The organism is Microbacterium sp. RURRCA19A, from assembly GCF_900156455.1.
Taxonomy (GTDB): Bacteria; Actinomycetota; Actinomycetes; order Actinomycetales; family Microbacteriaceae; genus Microbacterium.
In genome coordinates this window covers 59232-80416 of sequence record NZ_FTNQ01000005.1, presented here as the reverse complement: position 1 = coordinate 80416, position 21185 = coordinate 59232, and the positions used below count along the sequence as shown (strand labels likewise).

Annotated in this window: 17 protein-coding genes; 10 read left to right on the top strand and 7 right to left on the bottom strand. The window is 74.3% G+C overall.

The window, feature by feature from the left end:
- Nucleotides 1-76 precede the first annotated feature (76 nt).
- Nucleotides 77-1189 (top strand): glycosyltransferase family 2 protein, encoded by a 1113-nt coding sequence (locus BW982_RS15805; protein ID WP_076494937.1) that lies wholly within the window; start codon nucleotides 77-79, stop codon nucleotides 1187-1189.
- On the opposite strand, the gene BW982_RS15800 is transcribed toward BW982_RS15805, so the two are convergent.
- Nucleotides 1111-2253, bottom strand: a complete 1143-nt coding sequence (locus BW982_RS15800; protein ID WP_076494936.1) for a glycosyltransferase family 4 protein — start codon at nucleotides 2251-2253, stop codon at nucleotides 1111-1113. The two genes, BW982_RS15805 and BW982_RS15800, sit on opposite strands and share 79 nt — an antisense overlap.
- A gap of 235 nt (nucleotides 2254-2488) precedes the next feature.
- Here BW982_RS15800 and BW982_RS15795 point away from each other — a divergent pair, with 235 nt between their 5' ends.
- Nucleotides 2489-3562, top strand: coding sequence for a glycosyltransferase family 4 protein (locus tag BW982_RS15795; protein WP_076494934.1), 1074 nt, complete (start codon nucleotides 2489-2491; stop codon nucleotides 3560-3562).
- A gap of 18 nt (nucleotides 3563-3580) precedes the next feature.
- Here BW982_RS15795 and BW982_RS15790 read toward each other — a convergent pair whose 3' ends face one another.
- Nucleotides 3581-4657 (bottom strand): glycosyltransferase family 4 protein, encoded by a 1077-nt coding sequence (locus BW982_RS15790; protein WP_175611129.1) that lies wholly within the window; start codon nucleotides 4655-4657, stop codon nucleotides 3581-3583.
- A gap of 143 nt (nucleotides 4658-4800) precedes the next feature.
- Between BW982_RS15790 and BW982_RS15785 the strand changes: the two genes are divergently transcribed.
- From BW982_RS15785 to BW982_RS15770, 4 genes are all read left to right on the top strand, one after another.
- A complete protein-coding gene (locus BW982_RS15785) occupies nucleotides 4801-5703 on the top strand; it encodes an SDR family oxidoreductase (protein ID WP_076494931.1) in 903 nt (300 codons plus the stop codon).
- Between the two features lie 228 nt (nucleotides 5704-5931).
- Nucleotides 5932-7311, top strand: coding sequence for an alpha/beta fold hydrolase (locus BW982_RS15780; RefSeq protein ID WP_076494929.1), 1380 nt, complete (start codon nucleotides 5932-5934; stop codon nucleotides 7309-7311).
- Nucleotides 7308-8852 carry a GMC family oxidoreductase gene (locus BW982_RS15775; protein WP_076494927.1) on the top strand — a complete coding sequence of 515 codons (1545 nt, stop codon included), beginning with the start codon at nucleotides 7308-7310 and terminating at the stop codon, nucleotides 8850-8852. The genes BW982_RS15780 and BW982_RS15775 overlap by 4 nt, the downstream gene beginning before the upstream one ends.
- Before the next feature lie 214 nt (nucleotides 8853-9066).
- Complete coding sequence (locus BW982_RS15770; RefSeq protein WP_076494926.1) at nucleotides 9067-9411, top strand: LysR family transcriptional regulator; 345 nt, start codon at nucleotides 9067-9069, stop codon at nucleotides 9409-9411.
- A 209-nt stretch (nucleotides 9412-9620) separates the two neighbouring features.
- Here BW982_RS15770 and BW982_RS15765 read toward each other — a convergent pair whose 3' ends face one another.
- The 3 genes from BW982_RS15765 to BW982_RS15755 all read right to left on the bottom strand — a co-directional run bounded on the left by BW982_RS15765 (nucleotide 9621) and on the right by BW982_RS15755 (nucleotide 14806).
- Entirely contained in the window at nucleotides 9621-11261 is a 1641-nt protein-coding gene (locus BW982_RS15765) for an ABC-F family ATP-binding cassette domain-containing protein (protein WP_076494924.1), read from the bottom strand.
- A gap of 192 nt (nucleotides 11262-11453) precedes the next feature.
- The gene (locus BW982_RS18545; RefSeq protein ID WP_254845626.1) at nucleotides 11454-13871 is read right to left on the bottom strand and encodes a glycosyltransferase; all 2418 of its coding nucleotides are present in this window, start codon (nucleotides 13869-13871) and stop codon (nucleotides 11454-11456) included.
- A complete protein-coding gene (locus BW982_RS15755; protein ID WP_076494923.1) occupies nucleotides 13868-14806 on the bottom strand; it encodes a WcbI family polysaccharide biosynthesis putative acetyltransferase in 939 nt (312 codons plus the stop codon). Before BW982_RS15755 ends, BW982_RS18545 begins: the two co-directional genes overlap by 4 nt.
- 180 nt (nucleotides 14807-14986) lie before the next feature.
- Here BW982_RS15755 and BW982_RS15750 point away from each other — a divergent pair, with 180 nt between their 5' ends.
- From BW982_RS15750 to BW982_RS15735, 4 genes are read left to right on the top strand one after another with little or no spacing between them, the layout of a single operon-like run.
- Entirely contained in the window at nucleotides 14987-16009 is a 1023-nt protein-coding gene (locus BW982_RS15750) for a glycosyltransferase (protein ID WP_175611128.1), read from the top strand.
- Nucleotides 16006-17142: a glycosyltransferase gene (locus BW982_RS15745; protein ID WP_076494922.1), complete on the top strand. Its 1137-nt coding sequence runs from the start codon at nucleotides 16006-16008 to the stop codon at nucleotides 17140-17142. Before BW982_RS15750 ends, BW982_RS15745 begins: the two co-directional genes overlap by 4 nt.
- On the top strand, nucleotides 17136-18137 hold the full coding sequence (locus tag BW982_RS15740; protein WP_083696754.1) for a glycosyltransferase: 1002 nt from the start codon (nucleotides 17136-17138) through the stop codon (nucleotides 18135-18137). Before BW982_RS15745 ends, BW982_RS15740 begins: the two co-directional genes overlap by 7 nt.
- Nucleotides 18134-18940, top strand: a complete 807-nt coding sequence (locus tag BW982_RS15735) for a glycosyltransferase family 2 protein (protein ID WP_076494921.1) — start codon at nucleotides 18134-18136, stop codon at nucleotides 18938-18940. The genes BW982_RS15740 and BW982_RS15735 overlap by 4 nt, the downstream gene beginning before the upstream one ends.
- A gap of 129 nt (nucleotides 18941-19069) precedes the next feature.
- On the opposite strand, the gene BW982_RS15730 is transcribed toward BW982_RS15735, so the two are convergent.
- Both BW982_RS15730 and BW982_RS15725 read right to left on the bottom strand, forming a co-directional pair.
- On the bottom strand, nucleotides 19070-20230 hold the full coding sequence (locus BW982_RS15730) for a serine hydrolase domain-containing protein (RefSeq protein ID WP_076494919.1): 1161 nt from the start codon (nucleotides 20228-20230) through the stop codon (nucleotides 19070-19072).
- The gene (locus tag BW982_RS15725) at nucleotides 20227-21183 is read right to left on the bottom strand and encodes a glycoside hydrolase family protein (RefSeq protein WP_076494917.1); all 957 of its coding nucleotides are present in this window, start codon (nucleotides 21181-21183) and stop codon (nucleotides 20227-20229) included. Before BW982_RS15725 ends, BW982_RS15730 begins: the two co-directional genes overlap by 4 nt.
- Nucleotides 21184-21185: the final 2 nt, after the last annotated feature.

Genomic DNA, 21185 nt, shown 5'->3' with positions numbered 1-21185 from the left:
CACCGGTCGTCTCACGACCGCGGTCGCGCGAGCGCGAAGACGCCGCACCCGCGCGGGGCCGCCGTAGAACGGGCGAGTGGATGCCGAAACCGACGCTCTCCCCCGCCTCACCGTCGTCACCGTGACCTACGCCGACCGGTGGGACGCGGGGCTCGCCCTGACCATCGACTCGGTGCTCACCGAACCGCGAGCGGACCTGATCGTCGTGAGCAACGGAACCGCGCGAGACTCCGCGGCTCGCCTGGATGCCGCCGCTGCGCGGCATCCCGACCGGATCACGGTGATCGACCTCGGCCGGAACCGAGGCTCCGCCCCCGCGTTCGCGGTCGGTCTCACCGCCGCGTATCGGCGGGCAACGGCGGTGCTGCTCCTCGACGACGACAACCCCCTCCCGCCCGGGGCGCTGGACGCCCTCGAGGCGACCACCGCCGCGCTGGAGTCTCACGGTGACGCCCCCACGGCGCTCGCCTGCTTCCGGGCCGTCAACCCCGTCTACCGCCTGCTGCGGGACGGGGCGTCACCCGACGACCTGTTCTCCGAACTCCGCCCCGGAGCCTTCCTCAGCACCGACGTCTTCGCACGGCGTCGGCGGACCGCCGATCCGCGCCGCGTGATCGAGACGCGCGGGGGCGGCGTCCGCGTCGCCCCGCTCCCGAACGCCATGTGGGGCGGCCTGTACCTCCCCGCCGCGATCGCGGCCCTGGGTCTCCTTCCACCGACCGAGCTCGTGCTCTACTCCGACGACAACGCGTTCTCGGCGCGGCTGCGAGCGAACGGCTGCGGGATCCTGCTGTGCCTCGACGTCGAGATCCACGACACCGTCGACTGGCGGGCGAGCTCCGAGCCCCCGCGCCGGCGACTGCGCCTCCCCCGCGTCCTGCGCACCTCCCGCGATGACCTGTGGCGGGTGCGGTACCAGAACCGCAACGCCGCGTACCTGAGCGCGCAGCAGGCGCGCGGATCCGTCGCGGCGCAGGCCCGGCTGGGGGTCAACCTCGTGGTGCGCCTCGGGCTGCTGCTCGCGGCGGGGCTGCTGGCCGGCCGGCCGCACGCGGCCGCGGCCGTCTGCGCGGCGTCCCTCGCGGGACTGCGCGGTCGTCTCGGCGAGAGCTATCCGTTGCCGGGCGGACGACCGACGACCGGAGATCCCGCCGTCGCCGCATCCCGCGACCGCAGCGCGCGGTCGTAGACCGCTCGCGTCTCACGGGCCATCCGCTCCCAGGAGAAGTCGTCGACGCGCCGATGTCCCCGGCGTACGAGGTCGGCCGCGACCTCGGGGTCATCGACCACCCGGCGGAGTGCCGAGGACATGCCGTCGCGGTCGTCCGGGGCGAAGTAGACCGCCGCGTCGCGGTAGATCTCCGGGAGGCAGGTCGCGGAACTGCTGGCGACGGGGCAGCCGTGACGCATCGCTTCCAGGCCCGGGAGACCGAAGCCCTCGAAGAACGAGGGGAAGGCGAACACGGCGGCGTTCTCGTACAACCAGCGCAGTGCCCCGTCCGAGACGTAGCCGGTGAAATGCGCGTCCCGCGTGATGTCGGGGCGGCCCTGCAGAATCCGGCGGCCGTCGTCGTCGATGCGTCCCGCGACCACGAGACCGAGTCCGGGGCGGGTCGATGCGAGGTCCTGGACCGCATCGAAGAGGCGCTCGAGATTCTTGTACGGGACCTGGTTCCCCACGAACAGCACGAACCGCTCGAAGGGGACGGCAACCGCTTCGGCGGCCTCGTCGATCGCGTCGGCCGCCTCGTAGGTCAGCACGATGCTCCGACGGGACGCTCCGGTGAGACGACGGAGATCGTCGGCGCTGAACCGGCTGACGACGATGTTCGCCCGGCCCGCGTGCGCGGCGACGATGAACGCGGCTCGACCGATGAGGCGTCGGGACCACGACACCAGGCGCGACTTCTTCGCGTTGCGGATCTTCAGAAGCGTCATGTCGTGGAACGTCGTGACCCTCGGGAGCCCCAGGAGCACGGGCTGCTGCGGCATGCAGAAGTGGACGAGGTCGGGTCGGAGCTCCCGGATCTGTCGGGCGAGGCCCACCTGCTCCGCGAGGGAGAAGAACGGCGCGGACGAGCCCACGGCCCGGAAGCGCTCGGACGGCGGCGACCACTCCGCCAGGCGATCGGCGGGAAGCACGAGGGTGTAGCGGTGGTCGTCCTCGAGGCCGGCGAGCCCCTCGACCAGCTTCCGGATGTAGCGCCCCGTCGTGGTGAAGTACCCGCGCGCGTCGAGAACGATGTGGGCCATGGCCGCCTCCCCCGGGCTCGTCGACGGTCGACGAGGCGTCTCCGCCATGGTGTCGCCGCGGGCGGAGGGGGCGAACGGTCGCGCGCCCCTCCGCGCGGGGACGTCCTCCCCACCTTCACCCGAAGACTCACCCGCTGCGCGCCCCGCCGTCGGCGGACGAACGACGTGTCCGCGTGACCCACCATCGTCTCGGCCCCGTCCCCCGACGCGGCACCGGCCCGCACGAAAGGCTCGCATGCCCTCCCCCACAGCCCCCGTCGTCATCAACGGCCGTTTCCTCACCCACACGCCCACCGGGGTGCAGCGCTGGGCGCGGGAGATCACGCGCGGACTTGCGACACGGATGCCGGTGATCGTGGCGGCGCCCCCCGAAGATCTGATCGACCCCGACCTCGGTGCACCGGTCCTGCGCGTGGGGCGGCTGCGGGGCCACGCGTGGGAGCAGTGGTCGCTCCCCCGATTCCTCCGCGCCTCCGGATCACCCCTGCTGCTCGGGCTCGCGAACACGGGACCGGCGCTCTACCGCCCCCAGATCGCCTCGCATCTCGACATCATCTACGTGCGTCATCCCGAGAGCTTCGCCCGGTCGTTCCGGCTCCTCTACCGTGCGCTCATCCCCGGACTGCTGCGACGCAGCGAGAGGGTGCTCACCGTCAGCGCCTTCTCCGCCGACGAACTGCACGCGCACTTCGGGCTGCCCGCCGAGAAGATCACGGTGGTCCACGCCGCCGTCGGCCCCGACTTCCGTCCGGAAGGCCCGAAGTACGACGCGGGCGACCCCTACCTGCTGGCGGTGTCGTCTCCGAACCGTCACAAGAACTTCGACGCGCTGATGGCGGCGTTCGAGGAGGCCCGGACATCCACGGTCCGTCGACTGCTGATCGTCGGCGACCAGGCGCGGGCGTTCCAGTCCGGCGGCGCACGCGGGCGCGACCGCGTCGAGTTCCTCGGTCGCGTCGACGACGCCCGGCTCATGGCGCTCTACCGGGGTGCCGCGGCCTTCGCCTTCCCTTCGCTGTACGAGGGTTTCGGCATCCCTCCTCTGGAGGCGCAGCGGATGGGCACGCCCGTGCTCGCGGCGCGGGCGGCCTCGCTCCCCGAGGTGCTCGGCGACAGCGCCCTCTGGGTCGATCCGACCGACGTGGCCGACATCCGACGGGGCATCGAACGGCTCGACGCCGACCCGGGGCTGCGCGAGCGCCTGTCGCGCGCCGGCCGCGAGAACGAGGCGCGCTTCTCGTGGGAGACCGCCGTCGACCGGGTGGAGGCCGTCATCGGGGACGTGCGGCGATCGCTCCGGCATCCGTGACCGCCGCAGCGGCCCCGCTCACCCCCAGACGGACCGCAGCGCGGCGCGTTGCGCCGCGGGGGTGAACGCCGCTCCGAGGTACTGTCCCCAGCGCGCCCGGTTGTCGTCGCGCCAGGCGGCGAAGGTCCCCGCGCGCACCGCATCGGTCAGCGTCCGCAGCCCCTCCTCCCATCGGACCGCGAGCGGGAGGCCGGGCATCGCCGCGAGCGGACGCACCAGCACCGGAACACCGCACTCCACGGCATCCAGGATCGCGATCGCCACGGCCGCCTCCCACGCGGCCGAGTGCAGGTACACGTCGAGACCGGCGAGCTGCACGGCGACGGACTCGGGCGGCTGCCAGCCCGTGACCTCGATGTCAACCGGGGCGGCGTCCGCCCCGTCTCCGATCCACCGGGCCCGGACGCGTACCCCGGGAAGGTCCGCGCGCAACCGGCGCACGGCGCTCACGAACAGCTCGGGATCCTTCTGCGGGGCCCAGCGCCCCAGCATCCCGACCGTCAGCGTCGCGGGGGTTGCGGGAGCAGCGGGGACGCCCCGCTCACGACGCACCGAGGGCACGTTGGGGATCACCCTGATCCGCGACGACGGGTATCCCAGGTCCGCGGCGGCGACGGCCTCACCCGGACCGGCCGCGGCGAGCAGGTCGGCGCGTCCGCGGAGCGCACGCTCGACCCCGCGATAGACCGACCGCGCGGTGCGCCCGACATCACGGCGCTCGAACGCGAAGCAGTGCGGCGTGTAGACCAACCGCGGCCCGCGTGCCCGGGCCATCCGGGCGTAGGCGCCGGGGAAGCTCGAGTGGGCGTGCACGACGTCGGGGGCGAGCCGGGAGACGAGGGCGCGGATGCCGGCGATCGCCCCGAAGGGATGCGAGACGTCCCAGTCCAGGTGCTCCGCGGCGGTCGGGGCGGTTCCCTCCGCCCACACGGCGGCCGCACCGTCACGGCCGTGCGGCGACGCGACGAAGTGACGGAATCCCGGCGGGGAGTTCGCGATGTAGCTGCGCACCGCGACCGGGACCCCTCCCGTCGTGCGATCGACGAGATGGAGCACCGCGCGCGGGGCCGTCGGCGAGACGTCGGAGTGGGACACGCGGCCACGGTAGGCGTGGACGGCGAGCACCCCTCGTCCGCTTCCGGCACGACCTCCGCGGGTGATTCCCCGGCGGAGGGACGGGACGCCGCGGCGCCGTCAACCCGCTCTCGTCCGGGCGCGGCCCTGCGTAGCGTCGGCGCATGACCACCGATCGCGACCAGCTCACCTTCGACAACCCCGTCACCCGCTACGCCCGCGTCGAGCCGCCGCTGCAGCACCAGCCGGAGCCCGGCGTGCAGGCCGACATGACACCGGTGCCCGACCTGGGCGAGAAGACGTACCGCGGACTCGGCCGCCTCGTCGGACGCAAAGCCCTCATCACGGGCGGCGACTCCGGGATCGGCGGGGCCGTCGCCATCGCTTTCGCGCGCGAGGGCGCCGACGTCGCGATCGTGCACCTGCCCGACGAGCAGCGCGACGCCGACCACGTGCTGGAGCAGATCCGGGATACCGGTCGCACCGGCGTCTCGATCGCGCTCGACATCACCGATCCGGCCGCGTGCCGGGAGATCGTCGCCCGGGCGACCGAGAGCCTCGGCGGGCTGGACATCCTCGTGAACAACGCCGGCAAGCAGGTGATGGTCGAGAAGGTCGACGACCTCTCGGACGAGCAGTTCGAGCAGACGTTCCGCACGAACGTCTTCGCGCCCTTCTGGATCACCAAGGCCGCACTCCCGCACCTGCCCGCGGGCGCGGCGATCATCAACACCGCCTCGCTCGAGGCGTACGTGCCCGCCCCCGACCGGCTCGACTACGCCGCCACGAAGGCCGCCATCAACAACCTGTCGAAGGGGCTCGCCCAACAGCTGGCATCCCGTGGCATCCGGGTCAACGTCGTCGCGCCGGGACCGACGTGGTCGGCGCTGCAGGTGAGCCAGGGCGTGTCCGACGAGCAGATGGAGCACTTCGACGACGAGAGCACTTACCGACGCGCCGGGCAGCCCGCCGAGATCGCCCCCGCGTTCGTCTTCCTCGCCTCGGCCGAGGCCAGCTACGTCTCGGGCGAGACGCTGAACGTCAACGGCGGCATGGTCACGCCGTAGCGCCGGCGCGTGGCATCCGGCCCCCTTCTCGCGCACGGCGTCACACGGGTCGGGGCGTTGTGGGTGGCCCCGGGGCGTCGTATGTGGCCCCGGGGCCACCCACCTGACGCATGCCGGGCAACCAGCCCCGCGCACCTGCCCGGGCCCCGACGCTGCCCGGCGCTTGCCTAAAACGTGTCGGCGCGCAAGCGGCCCGTCCGGGGTGCCGGGGTGCGAAAGCGTGAGGACATGCCGAGCCCGAACGATCGCCCCACCCTGTACCTGCTGCACGCCCTCGGGGCCAGCGCCGGATCGTTCCAACGGCTCGGCGACGCGCTCGCGGGCCGCGTGGACGTGGAGGGCATCGACCTGCCGGGCTTCGGCTCCGAGACCGCCGCGTCGGACACGTCGCTCGAGGCCACGGTCGCGCACGTCGTCGGCATCCTGAACGAGAAGGCTCGGGGCCGCTGGATCCTGGGGGGTCACAGCATGGGCGGCAAGATCGCGGCGCTCGTGGCATCCCGGGTGCTGAGCGGCTCGGCGCCGTTGACCGGACTCGCTGGAATGGTGCTGCTCGCGCCGTCACCGCCGCGCCCCGAACCGATGGACGAGGAGCGGCGCGCGCTGATGCTGTCGTGGGTCGACGACGGAGCGATCTCGGAACAGGATGCCGAGACCTTCGTCGACCAGAACACCGCGCGGCCGCTCGACCCCGGCGCGCAGAGCCTCGCGCTGGCGGACCTGCGCCGCACCTCGCCGTCGGCGTGGCGCGCGTGGCTCGACACCGGCAGCCGCGTCGACGCGCGCGACGAGGTCGGCACGCTCGACCTGCCGGTGCTGGTGCTCGCAGGCGACGACGACGCCGACCTCGGCGCCGCCGCCCAGCCCGGACTCCTGGTCGACGTGTACCCCCGCGCGCGGATCCACACCCTCGCCGGCACCGGGCACATGATCCCGCTCGAGCGCCCGGCCGAAGCGGCGGAGGCCATCGCCGCGTTCGTCGCCGACGAGGTGCTCGCCGGCCCCGTCGTGCCCGAGGAGTGGGCGCGGCTCATCGCCGGCGACCGCGTGGACGACCGGGTGCGCGGCATCCTGAACCGCCGGGCGGTGCCCGACGACCGCGGGTACGCGCCGCGCGTGCTCGACCTCGCGCAGCTCACGCTGCTGCGCGAGATCGCCGATCTCGTCGTGCCCCAGGACGGCCCCGCGATCGACATCGCCGCGCGCGTCGACGCGCAGCTCGCGCGGGGCGAGGGCGACGGGTGGCGCCGCGACGGGCTGCCGCCGGATCCCGAGGCGTACCGCGCGGGGCTGGACACGCTCGCGGTGGGGTGGCCGACCGATCCGGTCGAGCGCGAGGCAGTGCTCGCGTCCGCGATCGAGGGCCGTGGCCCGGAGGGCGGACCCCTGGATGCCGAGATGCTCGCCGCCTGGCTCGAGGACGCCCGCGTCGACCTCGTGCGGCAGTGGCTCGCACACCCCGCGAGCATGGCGCGCACCGGCTTCGACGGCTTCGCGACCGGCGGGCGCGCGCCGATCCGCGGCTACGTCGAGCTGACGCTCGGGCGCCGCGAGGACTGGGAGCCCGCCGCCGTCGGCGGCACGATCGCGACGGGAGACGCCGCATGAACCTCGACGGCATGCGCACGCACGGGACCGACGACATCATCGACGTCGTCGTGGTCGGGACGGGCGCCGGCGGCGCGCCGCTGACGGCCGAGCTCGCGCGGCGCGGGCTGTCCGTCGTGGCGCTCGAGGCCGGCCGGAACTTCTCCCTGGACGACCTCACGCCCGACGAGACCGAGGCCGTCGAGATCAACTGGATGTCCGAGCGCCTGAGCGGCGGTGAGGACCCCACCGCCTTCGGTCCCAACAACAGCGGCCGCGGGGTGGGCGGCTCGACGCTGCACTGGGGCGCGTTCACACCCCGGCCCGACGCCCGCGACCTCCGGCTGCGCACCGAGACGGGCGAAGGCCGCGACTGGCCGCTCGATCCCGCCGAGCTGCTCTCGTACGTCGCCCGCGTGGAGGGCGACATCGGCGTCTCGGGGCCGACCCCGTATCCGTGGGACCCCTCGCGCGCGTACGCCTACGGTCCGGCCGCGCGCAATGCACCCGCGACCCTCGTCGCGCGCGGGTGCGAGGCGCTCGGCATCCGGTATTCCGACGCTCCGGCCGCGGTGCTCACCCGGGCGCGGCTGCAGGACCATCACGGCGAACGCCGCGCGTGCATCAACTGCGGCGCCTGCCACCAGGGATGCCGGGTGGATGCCAAGGCCACCACCGCCAACACCTACCTCCCGGCCGCGGTGGCCGCCGGGGCCGAGATCCGCACCGGCGCCCTGGTGCACGACATCGAGCTCGACGCGCGCGGGCACGTCGCGGCCGTCGTCTACCGGCAGGACGGCGTCGACGTGCGCCAGCGCTGCCGGTCGCTCGTGCTCGCCGCGGGCGGCGTGGAGACCCCGCGCCTGCTGCTGCACACCGGCGTCGCGAACGGGTCCGGGCAGGTGGGCCGCAACTTCCTGGCGCACGGGGCGACGCAGGTGTGGGGGCGGTTCGACGAACCGGTGCGCGGGCATCGCGGGTACCCCTCGTCGCTCATCACCGAGGACATGATGCGCCCCGACGACGCCGACTTCGCGGGCGGGTACCTCGTGCAGAGCCTCGGCGTGATGCCGCTGACCTTTGCTACGACCCTCACCCGCGGGGGCGGTCTCTGGGGCTCGGAGTTGATGCAGCGGCTGGATCAGGCGCAGCACATGGCGGGCATCGGCATCAACGGCGATTGCCTGCCGTCCGACGGCAACCGCCTCGAGCTGAGCGACGAGACCGACGAGTTCGGCATCCCCCGGGCCCGGGTGACGTTCACGGCCGGGGCGAACGAGAAGGCGCTCGATCGCCACGCGACGGCGTTCCTGCTGCGGGTGATGGAGGCCGCGGGGGCACGGGAGACCCTCGTGCTCGCGCGGTCGGCGCACACGATCGGCACGGCGCGGATGTCGAGCGACCCGTCCGACGGAGTGGTCGACGGTGACGGCCGCTCGCACGAGATCCCCAACCTGTGGATCTGCGACAACAGCGTCTTCCCGAGCGCCCTGGCCGCCAACCCGGCCCTGACGATCATGGCGTTGTCCCTGCGCACGGCGGACCGGTTCCTGGCGGCGTGAGTCCCGCCCGGCCGGGGTACCGTCCGGCCGGGGTTCCGTCCCGAGCGGTGGCGCTCCGTCCCGTCTTGGGCGCGCCACTTCACGTGATCTGGGCGAGATCACCCGTCCTGGCGCTCCACAAGGCGTGATCTCGTCCAGGTCGCGTGATCTGGCCATACGCTCCCGCGCCGCTCTCGGAGACGGGAACCCGGCGCGGCACGGGAGAATGGATGCCATGAAGCTCGCGCATCTCGTCCGGTTCGCCGCCCTCGCCGAGGAGCTGCACTTCCCGCGCGCGGCCGAGAAGCTCGGCATCCCGCTCGCGTCGCTGTACACCACGGTCGACAAGCTCGAAGAGGAGGTCGGGCAACCGCTCGTGTCCCGGACCCCGCCGACGACACTGACACCCGCCGGAGTTCTGCTCGTCGAGGAGGCGCGCGCGCGGATCGCCGACGCGCCCCCGCAGATGACCGCGACGCCGAAAGCTCAGGGCGGGAAGGCCAAGGCATCCAAAGGCAAGGGCCGCGCCCCGATCGTCAAGGGCCAGCCGAAGCCCTACAAGAAGCGCCAGGGGCGCTGACCAGTCCACCTCAGCCTGGTCCCGCCTCGCGCCCGCGGCCGCGCCGCGCCCCGTCCGCGCCGTGACCACCCCAGCGATAAACGGCATCCACGACCAGACACGGGACGACGAAGCGTTTCTGGCCGCGGATGCCGTTTATCGGGGAGGCGGTGACACGCCGGTCGCCCGGGCCGGGCACAGCGACGCGGTAGCGGACGCCACGATCGGCGCTACAGCTCGGTCACGCGGCCGGCCTCGACCCGCCACTGGCGGTCGGTCTGAACGGCATCCAGCATCCGGCGGTCGTGGGTGACCAGCAGCAGGGTGCCGGTGTACGACTCCAGCGCCTGCTCGAGCTGCTCGATCGCGGGCAGGTCGAGGTGGTTCGTCGGCTCGTCGAGGACGAGCACGTTCACCCCCCGCGCCTGCAGCAGCGCGAGCCCGGCGCGCGTGCGCTCCCCCGGGGACAGCCCGTCGACGGGACGCGTGACGTGGTCGGCTTTGAGACCGAACTTCGCCAGCAGCGTCCGGACGTCGGCCGAGGTCATCTCGGGTACGAGCCCCTCGAACGTCTCGGCGAGCGGGCGCTCCCCCACCAGCAGTGAGCGCGCCTGGTCGATCTCGCCGATCGCGACGCTGGTCCCGAGCGACGCGGTTCCCTCGTCGGGAGCCTGACGGCCCAGGATGCCACGCAGCAACGTCGTCTTGCCGGCACCGTTCGGCCCGGTGATGCCGATGCGCTCGCCCCCGTTCACCTGCAGCGACACCGGTCCGAGCGTGAAGTCGCCCTGCCGGAACACGGCGCCGGACAGCGTCGAGACGACGGAGCTCGACCGCGGGGCGGCGCCGATCGTGAACTCGAGCTTCCACTCCTTGCGCGGCTCCTCGACATCGTCGAGACGCGCGATGCGACTCTCCATCTGCCGCACCTTCTGGGCCTGCTTCTCGCTGGACTCCATCGAGGCCTTGCGGCGGATCTTGTCGTTGTCGGGCGACTTCTTCATCGCGTTGCGCACGCCCTGGCTCGACCATTCGCGCTGCGTCCGCATGCGCGAGACGAGATCGGCCTTGGTCTCGGCGAACTCCTCGTACTTCTCGCGCGCCTGCCGACGCAGCGTCGCCCGCTCCTCGAGGTACGCGTCGTAGCCGCCACCGAACACCCGATGGGAGTTCTGCGTGAGATCGAGTTCGAGCACCCGGGTGACCGACCGGGCGAGGAACTCCCGGTCGTGACTCACCAACACGACACCGCCCCGGAGCCCGGTCACGAAAGCCTCCAGCCGCTCGAGCCCGTCCAGGTCGAGGTCGTTCGTGGGTTCGTCGAGCAGCGCGATGTCGAAGCGCGACAGCAGCAGGGCCGCGAGTCCCACGCGCGCCGCCTGCCCGCCGGACAGCCCGGTCATCAGCGCGTCGGCGCCCACCGCGAGCCCGAGGTCGGCGAGCACGACCGGCATCCGCTCGTCGAGGTCGGCCGCGCCGCTGGCGAGCCAGCGCTCGAGGGCCGTGGCGTAGGCGTCGTCGGCTCCCACGGCTTCGGGGTCGCCGAGGGCGGCGGCTGTGGCATCCATTTCCCTCGTCGCGTCGGCGCAGCCGGTGCGACGCGCGAGGTACTGCGCCACGGTCTCGCCGGGGACGCGCTCATGCTCCTGCGGCAGCCACCCCACGAACGCGTCGGCGGGGGCCAGGGCGATCGTGCCGGACAGCGGCTCGTCGACGCCGGCGAGCAGCCGCAGCAGCGTCGACTTCCCGGCGCCGTTCGCCCCGACGACGCCGATCACGTCGCCCGGCGCGACGGTCAGGTCGACTCCCTCGAAGAGCGTGCGGTGACCGTAGCCTCCGGCGAGTCCCTGGGCGACGAGCGTGGCGGTCATCCCCCGATTCTCCCAGGGCCGCGGCGCCGCGCGGTGCCCGCGCTCGGGGGCGTCGGGCCGCCGCGGGTCCCCCCGCATCGGGCCGCTGCGCGCTGTTCGCCGAGAAACGGCATCGGCGGCGAGACACGGCACGACGCGACGTGTCTCGTCGTGGATGCCGTTTATCGCGCATGACAGTCGCGCGGCGGGACCTCACACGAAGCGGTCGAGGCCTCCCCACCCGCCGACCCAGGCTTCGAGATGCGGCTCGTCGCGGAGGACGTGGAGACCGGATGCCACGATCTCGCCCGTCGTGAAGCCGACCTCCGCGCCCCACCGGTCGGCGCGACGGCGGGCGCGGCGCGCGACGGCGGTGCCGACGGCCGTGCCGTCGGCGGCGCGCACCCGGAGCCGCCCCTCCTCGGTCTGGCCGAGGGCGGCGAGTCGCTCGGCGAACGTGTCCACGCCGTCGAGGAGCACCGGTCGGTCGAGGCGCCAGATCACCCGCGCATCCGGCACCGCACCCGAGCGCACGCGAGGGTCGGCGTCGAACGCCGCGGCCGGCGGCGGCGCGTCGAGAACCACCGTCGCCCGCGGGAACGCAGCGAGCACGGCATCCACGCACACGAACACCGCGGCCTCGGAATGTTCACCGGCGAGGTGCACGACGAGGTCGGGCATCGCGGGGAGCAGTCCGCGCCCGGACGAACCGGCGACCGGGATGTCGGATGCCAGCCGCAGCGTCTGCCGGTTGCCCTCGCGGACGCGGTCCACGTCGCGACCGGACCAGTCCGGCCCGTCGTGCCAGGCCACGGCCTCGGGAACGTGGGCCAGGACGGCGCCGGCCTGCCAGGCCCTGTGCGCCCACTCCCAGTCCTCGCCGCCGTACGCGGTGAACGACTCGTCGAAGCCGCCGAGCTCCTCGAAGAGCCGCCGCGAGCAGGCCGACACCGCCCCGATCACGAACCGGTACGCACGGTCGTCGGCCCGCAGCAGGTTCTCGGTGCGCGCGTACTCCTCGCGCAACCACGCGGGTTCGGGCAGTTCCCGCTCCGGTCCGGCCTCGGCGACCGGCACGTCGGGTCCGAGCCCGGTCAGATCGGCGTGCCGGCGCCGTCCCACCGTCACGGCCTCGGGCAGCAGCGCGGGCAGGCGCGTGAGGGCGCGGACGTATCCGGGTTCGGGGGTCGTGTCGGCATCCAGGAAGCACAGGACGTCGCCCGTGCTCGCCGCCACGCCGAGGTTGCGGGCGGCCGACACCCGGAAACCGCGATCGTCCTGGCGCACGAGCCGCACGCCGTCGGGCACGACGGGGGTCTCCGGCGAACCGTCGTCGGCGACGACGATCTCGAGGCGATCGGCCAGGTGGTCCTGGCGGGCGAGGGCCGCGAGCGTGCGGGCGAGTTCCGCGGGCTGGTCGTAATGCGTGACGATCACGCTCACCCGCGGCGGTTCGGGCTCGCGCCCCGCGACGAGGTCCCAGCGGTTCCCGACGACCCAGGCAGCGTCCTGCGGCGTCGAGTGTCCAGGACACGCCGTATCGGGGTGGGGCGCATCGGCGTGTCTTGGACACTCGAGCGCGGGCGCGGCGGCGGGCGCGGGCGCGGCGGCGGGCGCGGGCGCGGCGGCGCCGGGCTCCGCGGCGCCGGGCTCAGCGGCGCCGGGCGCGGGCACGCGCGCCCACCACGCCAGGTAGGCGCGGGCGACATCGGCGGGACCGACGGGGACGGGATGGATGCCGTGCCAGGTGGCATCCGGATCCTCCGCCGCCGCGCGCACGAGCGCCGAAAGCGCGGGCAGCTCGACGGGGAGCAGGGTGCCGGGCCGGAGCGCGGCCATCTCGTCGACGTAGCGGTTGCGGACGGCGACGGGCCGACGCCCCCAGCCGATCCACGACGTCAGCGACGCGGACGCCGACACGTGCTGGTGCGCGATCACGGGGACCGACACCGCGCGGGCGCGGGCGGCCATCTCGGCGTCGTCGAGCCAGCCGGTCACCTCCACGGCGACGCCCGTGGCGGCGGCGCGGCGGACGAACGCGTCGAGGTCGGCGGCATGCCCGTCGGACGCCCGTCCGAGGATCGTGAGCCGGTCGACGCCGGCGGCCACGGCGGCGGCGAGCGCCTCGTCGTGCCCCTTGCCGGGATAGAAGTAGCCCAGGACGCCGACGGTGCCGTCGGGCCGCGGCCGCGACCCCACGGGGGCGGCCGGCACCGGCAGCGGGAGGACCTCGACGTCCCCGTCCCACACGCCCTCCTCGGCGAGCAGCGCGCGCTCGTGCGCACTGTTGACCGCGACGGCGTGCGCGGCGCGCGTCACGGCGGCGTAGAAGGCGCGGCGGCGCGGACGGTTGCGTTCTCCGTCCGAGGCCTGCGGCACGTCGTGGAGGGTGACGGTGAGCGGATGCCGCCGGGCCAGAACCGTGAGCCGTTCGGTCGCCTCCTCGGGCGAGGGCCCCCACAGGCGCTCCGTGACGTGGACGTGCATCGGGGTGCCGGGATCGGTGGCATCCGGATCGTCCGTCACGCGGATCCGCGCGTCCAGGGTCCGGACCTCCTCCGCCAGCGCCCGCGCGTAGGCGGCGACGCCGTGCGGGCCCGAGGGTGCGAGCAGAACGGGGCGGATGCTCATGCGGTGCGCCACCGGCGCAGGAGCGGGGCGAGGCGTTCGACGGCCGCGCTGACGAAGGCGGGGTGCTCGACGTACCAGCGACGGTGCGCCTCGGCGACGGTGTCCGCGTCGAGCCGCTCACCCGCGACGATCCAGTCGCGGCGGGGCTCGGCATCCAGGTCCCACGCCTCGACGACCCACGGTTCGAGCGGCGCCTGCACGCCGGCGAGGATCGGGCGCCCGGGGTCGACCGCCGTACCGGGCGCGCCGAGGGCTGCGACGATCCGCTCGCCCATCGGCAGGAACACGGCGTTGCCGGGGTGGTTGACCGTGCGGGCGAGGTCGGCCACCACCGGGGTGTAGAGATCGGATGCCACGACGTCCACGCCCAGGTCCTCGCGGCGACGCAGCTCCGCGAGGGAGTCCTCGGCCACCGCGCGCACCGCGGCCGGCGAGAGGGCGCGCGCCACCGGCAGCCCGGCGGCCTCGGCGAGCACCCGGACGTCGTGGTACGCCACGAGCGGCGGGTCCTCGTCGACGCCGGGGACCCGGATAGCGGCCTGGAACGGGTGCAGGCCGCCGAAGCGGAGCGAGGGGACCGTGACCGTGCGGGCCCCGGCGGGCAGCGCCGCGCGCACCTGCGCGGTGCCGAGCGGCAGCCCGCGATAGTCGTCGCGGATGGGCTGCACGACGAGGAACGACGCGCCCGCCAGTAGCCGGTGCAGGCGTTCCGCGTCGGCGGCATCCATCTCGTGCACGGCGGGCACCCGCACCCCGGGGTGGGTGTCGTTCGAGACGACGAGTCGGATCGACTCGGCCTGGCAGTTGCCGACCACGACGCCGTACCCCTCCGGCGCCGGCTCATCGCCGAAGAACGCGGCGTAGTGGCGGCGCCGCGCTATCACCGCCGCATCCTCGTCCGCAAGGCTCTCGGAGCCGCTCTCACTGCCACGCATGATGTGAACGTACGCCGTCGGTGCCGTCGCCCTCGCAACGGTCCCGTTGCCTTGCGACCGGCCTGTCGATGCGATACGCGCCACGACCGTCGTAGCCCAGGAGGACCCCCGATCGACGCCGCACCCCCTCGCCGGATCCGGGTCGCCGCCGTGCCCGCCGGGCACCCCTACACCCGCGCCGTGACCGACGAGCGCGCCGTCGACCTCCGCGCCGACCCGCCGCCCCCGGGCGCGGCACCGGGGCAGTGGTGGCCGCCGCAGGTGCTGCTGCCGGAGTGGCTCGACGCCCACGCCGACGAGATCGACGTCGTCCACGTGCACTTCGGCAGCGAGTCGTACTCTGCTGCGGAACTCTCGGCGACGGTGGATGCGGTCCGCCGCCTGCGACTCCGCCTGGTCTACACCGTGCACGACCTGGAGAACCCGCAGCTGACCGACCAGGCCGCGCACCGCGCGGCGCTGGCCGTCCTCATCGCGGGAGCCGACGAGGTGATCACGCTCACCGCGCCGACCGCGGCCGAGGTCGAGCGCGACTACGGGCGCTCCCCCGACGTCATCCCGCATCCGACACTCGTCGACGGCGCGGTCCTGCCCGTCGGACGCGCCCACGCGGCGACCCGCGTCGGCGTGCACCTGCGCGACCTCCGCCCCAACATCGACGGCGTGGGGACGACGGCGACCCTCGTCCGCGCGGTCGCCGACCTGCGCGCCCGCGGCACCGACGTCGAGGCGGTGGTGCGGCTGAACGAGAACGTGCGCGACATCGAGGCCGCGGCATCCATCGTCGCCCTCGCCGACGGGACGGAGGGCGTGCGGGTGGAGAGGTCGGCGCGGCTCGACGACGACGCCCTCGCCGGGTGGCTCGCCGACCTCGACGCCTGCGTGCTCCCCTACTCGCACGGCACCCACTCGGGGTGGGCGGAGCTCTGCTACGACCTCGCCGTCCCCGTCATCGGCACGCGTGTGGGCCATGTCGCCGCGCAGCATCCCGCCGACTTCCACGCGTTCCGCGTGGGCGATCCGGTGTCGCTGGAGCGGGCGATCGTGGATGCCACGGCCTCCGGATGGTCGATCGCCGGGTCCGACGCCCGGGGGGCCGAGGTCGCGCGTCGCCGGATCGAGCGGGTGGACGAACGCGAGCGGGTCCGTCGAGCCCATGTGGCGCTCTACCGCCGGTCGATGCGGACGGAGGACGCGGCATGACCCGCGCGCCGAAGCCGTTGCGGGTGCTGGTCGTGGCGCCGTCGCGCTACCCTCTCCGCCAGCCGCACGCGGGGGGTCTCGAGGCGACCGTGTGGGACCGGGTCCGGTGGTTGCGGGACCGCGGCCACGAGGTCACGCTGTGCGCCGCGGAGGGCTCCGACTTCCTCGACGACTCCCCCGAGTTCGCTCTGCCCGCGCCGACGTGGTCGCGTGTGGAGGACGCCTCCGATACCGGCTACCCCGAGGGCTACGCCGCGGCGACCGAAGCCGCGCACGCGACACTGCTCGAGCGTCTCCGCGACGAGCGGCACCGCTTCGACGTCATCGACAACCACAGCCTCCACCCCGCCCCGATCCGATGGAGCCGGGATGCCGGCATCCCCGTCGTGACGACCCTGCACACGCCGCCGCTCGAACCGATGCTCCGCGCCGCCGCGTACGCCCGCGGCAGCGCGCACCGTTTCGTCGCGGTGAGCCAGGCCACGGCGCGCGCGTGGTCGTCCGAGGGCGTCGACGCGTTCGTGTTCCCCAACGGCATCGACACCGACCGATGGACGCGCGGCCCCGGCGGTGCACGGTGGGTGTGGTCGGGGCGCATCGTCCCCGAGAAGGCACCGCACCTCGCCATCGAGGCCGCCCGGGCCGTGGACGCCGAGATCGTGGTCGCGGGACGCATCGGCGACGTCGACTACTTCCACCAGGAGGTGGCGCCCCGCCTCGGCGGGAACGCCCGCTACGTGGGCGCGCTGCACCAGCCCGACCTGTGCCGCCTCGTCGGCACCTCGGCCGTCGCGCTCGTCACCCCCATGTGGGAGGAACCGTTCGGTCTCGTCATCGCCGAGGCCCTCGCGACCGGCACCCCGGTCGCGGCGTTCGACATCGGCGGGGTCTCCGAGGTCCTCGCCGGGATGCCGGGGACGGCGGCGGTCATGGCGGGCGATGTCACCGCCCTCGCCCACGCCGCGCGCGACCTCGCGCTGCAGGGGCGACGCGAGCCGCTGACCCGCGTGTGGACGCGTCGCGCGGCAGTGCGCGAACACGCCCTGAGCCGCCGGTACCGCGACATCGAGCGGGTGCTCATGCACACCGCGCAGCCGGCGACGGAACGTCAGGTCCCGGCGGTGTCGTGGTGATCGGCTGGTACGTCCATCACCACGGATATGGGCACGTCGCCCGTTTCCTCGCCGTGCAGCCGCACCTGCGCGAGACGGTGCGTGCGTTCTCGTCGTTGCCGCGCCCGGCGGGACTCGACGACGGCGTCGAATGGACGGTCCTCCCCGACGACGCCGACGCGATCGAGTACGACGACGGCACGGTGTTCGACCCCCGCGCCGCCGATCCGACCGTCCGCGGCGCCCTGCACTGGGCACCGCACGACCATCCCGGGCATCGTGCGCGCCTCGCCCTCCTCGCCGGGCATGCCGCCGACCTCCGGGCGATCGTCGTCGACGTCAGCGCCGAGGTCGTGGCGTTCGCGCGGCTGCTGGGTCTGCGCACGCTCGCGGTCACGCAGCCCGGGGAACGCACCGACGCCGCACACGCCCTCGCGTACGACCTGGCCGACCGCATCCTCGCCCCGTGGGCGCACGGCGCCGTGCCCGCCGGCGCACTCGCGACCCGGACCGATCGGGTGGTGTGGACCGGCGGGATCTCCCGGTACGACGGGCGTCTCCCCGAGAAGGAGGATGCCGAGCGGTCGGTGCTGTTCCTCGGCCGCGTCCTCGCCGACGACGTGCGCCGCGACGCCGAGGCCCGACTGTCGGCCGCGGGCTGGCGCACGCGCGCGATCGGTCACGACGCGTCGTCGCGCATCGACGACCCCTGGCCGTTGCTGACCTCGCACACCGTCGTCGTGAGCGCCGCCGGACAGAACAGCGTCGCCGACCTCGCCGCCGCCGACGCGCGCGCGGTGGTCGTCGCGCAGGACCGCCCCTTCGAGGAGCAGCGGCACACCGCGTGCGCGCTGCACCGCTGGGGCCTGGCCCGGGTCGCCCCCGAGGACGTCGACGCGGAGGGGATCGCGGCGCTGGTCGAGGCCGCCGCGACGGACACTCCCGACTGGTCGCGGTGGCAGGTGGCCGGTGCCGCCGAGCGCGCCGCCGAGGCCGTCGAAGCGATGCTGCCGTGAGGACCGCGGTCCTCACCGTCGCCTCCGCCGCCCGCCGCGCACACCTGGAACGCCAGCGCGCGGTGCTCGCCGAGGTCGCGCCGGACATCGCGCGGGTGGAGGTCTTCCTCGACGCGGCGGTGCCCGATGGCATCCGGGATGCCGACGTCCGCACGCTGCACGTGCCGCCCGGGCCGCACGGACTCCGCGTGGGCGCGGGCCGCAACGCCGCGGCCGCGGCCGCGATCGCGGAGGGTGCGGAACTTCTCGTGTTCCTCGACGTGGACTGTCTGCCGGGCCCGGAAGTGTTCGCGCGGTACGCCGACGCCGCCGCGGCGCACCCCGACGCGCTGCTCGCCGGGCCCGTGACGTATCTCGCGAGCGTGCAGCGTCCCGCCGTGGCCGACCTGCCGCACCTGAAGCGCCCGCACCGGGCACGGCCGGCGCTGCCCGCCGGCGAGACGCGCGTCGCCGAGCCGGACGAGTACGACCTGTTCTGGTCGTTGTCGTTCGCCGTCACACCGGCGACATGGGAGCACCTGGGTGGATTCCACGACGCGTATGAAGGGTACGGCGCCGAGGACACCGACCTCGCGTGGGCGGCGAGGGCGCTCGGCATCCCGCTGGTGTGGACGGGCGGGGCGGATGCCTATCACCAGTGGCATCCGGTCGAGTCGCCGCCGTGGCGGCACCTGGACGACATCCTCCGCAACGGCGCCGCGTTCCACCGCCGGTGGGGCGTCTGGCCGATGGGCGGCTGGCTGGAGGCCTTCGCCGCCGCCGGCGCGATCGAGCGCCGCGGCGACGCGTGGGTGCGGGTCTAGCGAGCGCGCACGCGCCGCCCGGCGAGCGCGACGTTCCGCGCGCAGACCCGGGCTCGGGTGTCCAAGACACGCGGACGGCGGCGCGTGGCATCCGCGGGTCTAGGACACTGAACGCCACTGGCCGTCGGCTCAGCCCAGCGCCTCCCGGAGCGCCTCGATCATGCGGGTCGCGCGGGGGTCCTCGGACTCCATGCGGTTCGTCACGAACGCGAAGCCCACGCGGGCGTCGAGGTCGGCGAAGGCCACCTGACCTCCGGCGCCGTCGTGGCCGACGCTGCTCGGACCGAGGTAGCGGCGGGCCTCGGAGTCCAGCTGCATCCCGGCTCCCCACCGCGGCCACGGCGCCGGGGCGTCGAACACCGGGGCGCCCTGCGTCCGGACCCGCCCCGCCTCCCGGACCGCCGCGTCGTCGAGCAGCCGCACGCCCTCGGTCGCGGCCACGGTGGCCGACCACATCGCCGCGAGGGCGCGGGCCGTGCTGATCGCACCGGCCCCCGGGATCACCGCGGCGCGGACGTCGTCGGCGTTGAACCCGTCGTCCTCGGTCACGAGGGTGGGCGGCAGCGCACCGCCGAGCGTCATGGCCCGGTCGAGCCAGTCGACGCCGTGCGGGTCGCGCGCGGCGGCCTGAGCGGCGACACCCGCAGCGAGGGTCGGTCCCACCTCGAGATGGGCGACGGATGCCGCGATCTCGGGCGGCATCCCGAGCCAGGCTCCGCCGCCCACCGCCGCGGCCATCTCGCCGAAGGCCGCGGAGACGCCGACTCCACCCGCGCGCCGCACGATCTCGCCCGAGATCCAGCCGTGCGTGAGCGCGTGATAGGCCCAGCCCTCCCCGGGGACCCACAGGGGCTTCTGTGCCGCGATGAGCGCGGACACCGCGTCGAAGTCGAGCAGCTGCGCGCGGCTGACGTCGACGCGGGGGGCGGAGACGCCTGCCCGGTGCGCGAGGGCGTCGCCGACGGTCACCGCATCCTTGCCGTGCACGCCGAACTCCGGCCACAGGTCCGCCAGCGGGCGGTCGTAGTCGAGTGAGCCGGATGCCACGAGCCGTGCCGCGAGGATCGACATGAGCCCCTTGGTGCACGAGAACACCACAGTCGGGGTGTCCCGCTCCCACGGGCGACCGTCGCGGGAGTCTGCGACGCCACCCCACAGGTCCACGACCTCGCGTCCGTCGACGCGGACTGAGAGCGCACCGCCCATGCCGGGGTGGCTGTCGAACGCCGCGCGGAAGGCGTCGGCGACGGGGGCGAATCCGGATGCCGCGAAGCCCTGCACCGCGGTCATCGGACGACCTCCGTCACCACGAGGCGGTCGCCGTCCCACCGCACCGGCAGCGGGTCGGAGAGGGTGCCGACGAACGCCCCGTCGGCGGCCACGTTCTCGAAGGCCAGCAGCACCGGACGGCCGTCGGCGTCCTCCGCGATACGCCCGCTGTACAGGTTCTCGGGCGCCACGAGGGTCGCCCGGCCGACGTCGTACGGGCCGCGCGGGTCGTCGAGGGCCACGGCCCAGATGCCTCCGCGCTCGCCCGCCCGGCGCCCGGCGAGGTGCGCGGAGTCGCAGGAGAACACCAGCGCCCACCGCCCCTCGACCTGCACGACCTGCGGAACCTCGAGGTGCGCGAACCCCGCACCCGGGGCGCTGCGCGGCGGGCGCACCTCCCACCGCACGAGGTCCGGCGACCACGCGTGGCCGATGACACCGCGATCGCGGCCCGGACCGTCGACGGCGCGCGCGGTGACGAGCATGTGCCACCCGTCGCCGTCGGGATCGGCGAAGACCCAGGGGTCGCGCCACGCCTCCTCGTGCCACGTGCCGGCCGCGAGCGTCTCGTACCAGCGGGGGTCGGCGGCCACCACGACGGCGGTGTCCTTCGCCCACTCGGCGAGGTCGGTCGAGACGGCGGCGAGGACGGTCTCGACGTTGGTGATCCGCCCCGGCTCGAGGAACCGCGACCCGGTGTAGAACATCCGCCAGCCGGACGCGGCCTCCACGATGCTGCCCGTCCAGGTGGCCGTGGCATCCGGAGCCTCTCCCCCGGCGGGCTCGAGCACCGTGCCGTGCACGGTCCACGAGCGCAGATCGCTCGAGGTCGCGTGCCCGACCGTGGCGTTGCGGTGACGCAGGTCGGGGTCGCCGAGACTCGTCGGTGCCTGCAGGAAGAGCATGTGGTGGGTGTCGCCGTCGCGGGCGAGCCAGAAGTCCCAGACCCAGTGGTCGGGCAGCGTGAACGTCATGA

Coding starts and splice junctions, on each gene's coding strand:
- BW982_RS15800 (WP_076494936.1), bottom strand. CDS start 2,253: ATGGCCCACATCGTTCTCGACGCGCGCGGGTACTTCACCACGACGGGG.
- BW982_RS15795 (WP_076494934.1), top strand. CDS start 2,489: ATGCCCTCCCCCACAGCCCCCGTCGTCATCAACGGCCGTTTCCTCACC.
- BW982_RS15785 (WP_076494931.1), top strand. CDS start 4,801: ATGACCACCGATCGCGACCAGCTCACCTTCGACAACCCCGTCACCCGC.
- BW982_RS15780 (WP_076494929.1), top strand. CDS start 5,932: ATGCCGAGCCCGAACGATCGCCCCACCCTGTACCTGCTGCACGCCCTC.
- BW982_RS15775 (WP_076494927.1), top strand. CDS start 7,308: ATGAACCTCGACGGCATGCGCACGCACGGGACCGACGACATCATCGAC.
- BW982_RS15770 (WP_076494926.1), top strand. CDS start 9,067: ATGAAGCTCGCGCATCTCGTCCGGTTCGCCGCCCTCGCCGAGGAGCTG.
- BW982_RS15765 (WP_076494924.1), bottom strand. CDS start 11,261: ATGACCGCCACGCTCGTCGCCCAGGGACTCGCCGGAGGCTACGGTCAC.
- BW982_RS18545 (WP_254845626.1), bottom strand. CDS start 13,871: ATGAGCATCCGCCCCGTTCTGCTCGCACCCTCGGGCCCGCACGGCGTC.
- BW982_RS15755 (WP_076494923.1), bottom strand. CDS start 14,806: ATGCGTGGCAGTGAGAGCGGCTCCGAGAGCCTTGCGGACGAGGATGCG.
- BW982_RS15745 (WP_076494922.1), top strand. CDS start 16,006: ATGACCCGCGCGCCGAAGCCGTTGCGGGTGCTGGTCGTGGCGCCGTCG.
- BW982_RS15730 (WP_076494919.1), bottom strand. CDS start 20,230: ATGACCGCGGTGCAGGGCTTCGCGGCATCCGGATTCGCCCCCGTCGCC.
- BW982_RS15725 (WP_076494917.1), bottom strand. CDS start 21,183: ATGACGTTCACGCTGCCCGACCACTGGGTCTGGGACTTCTGGCTCGCC.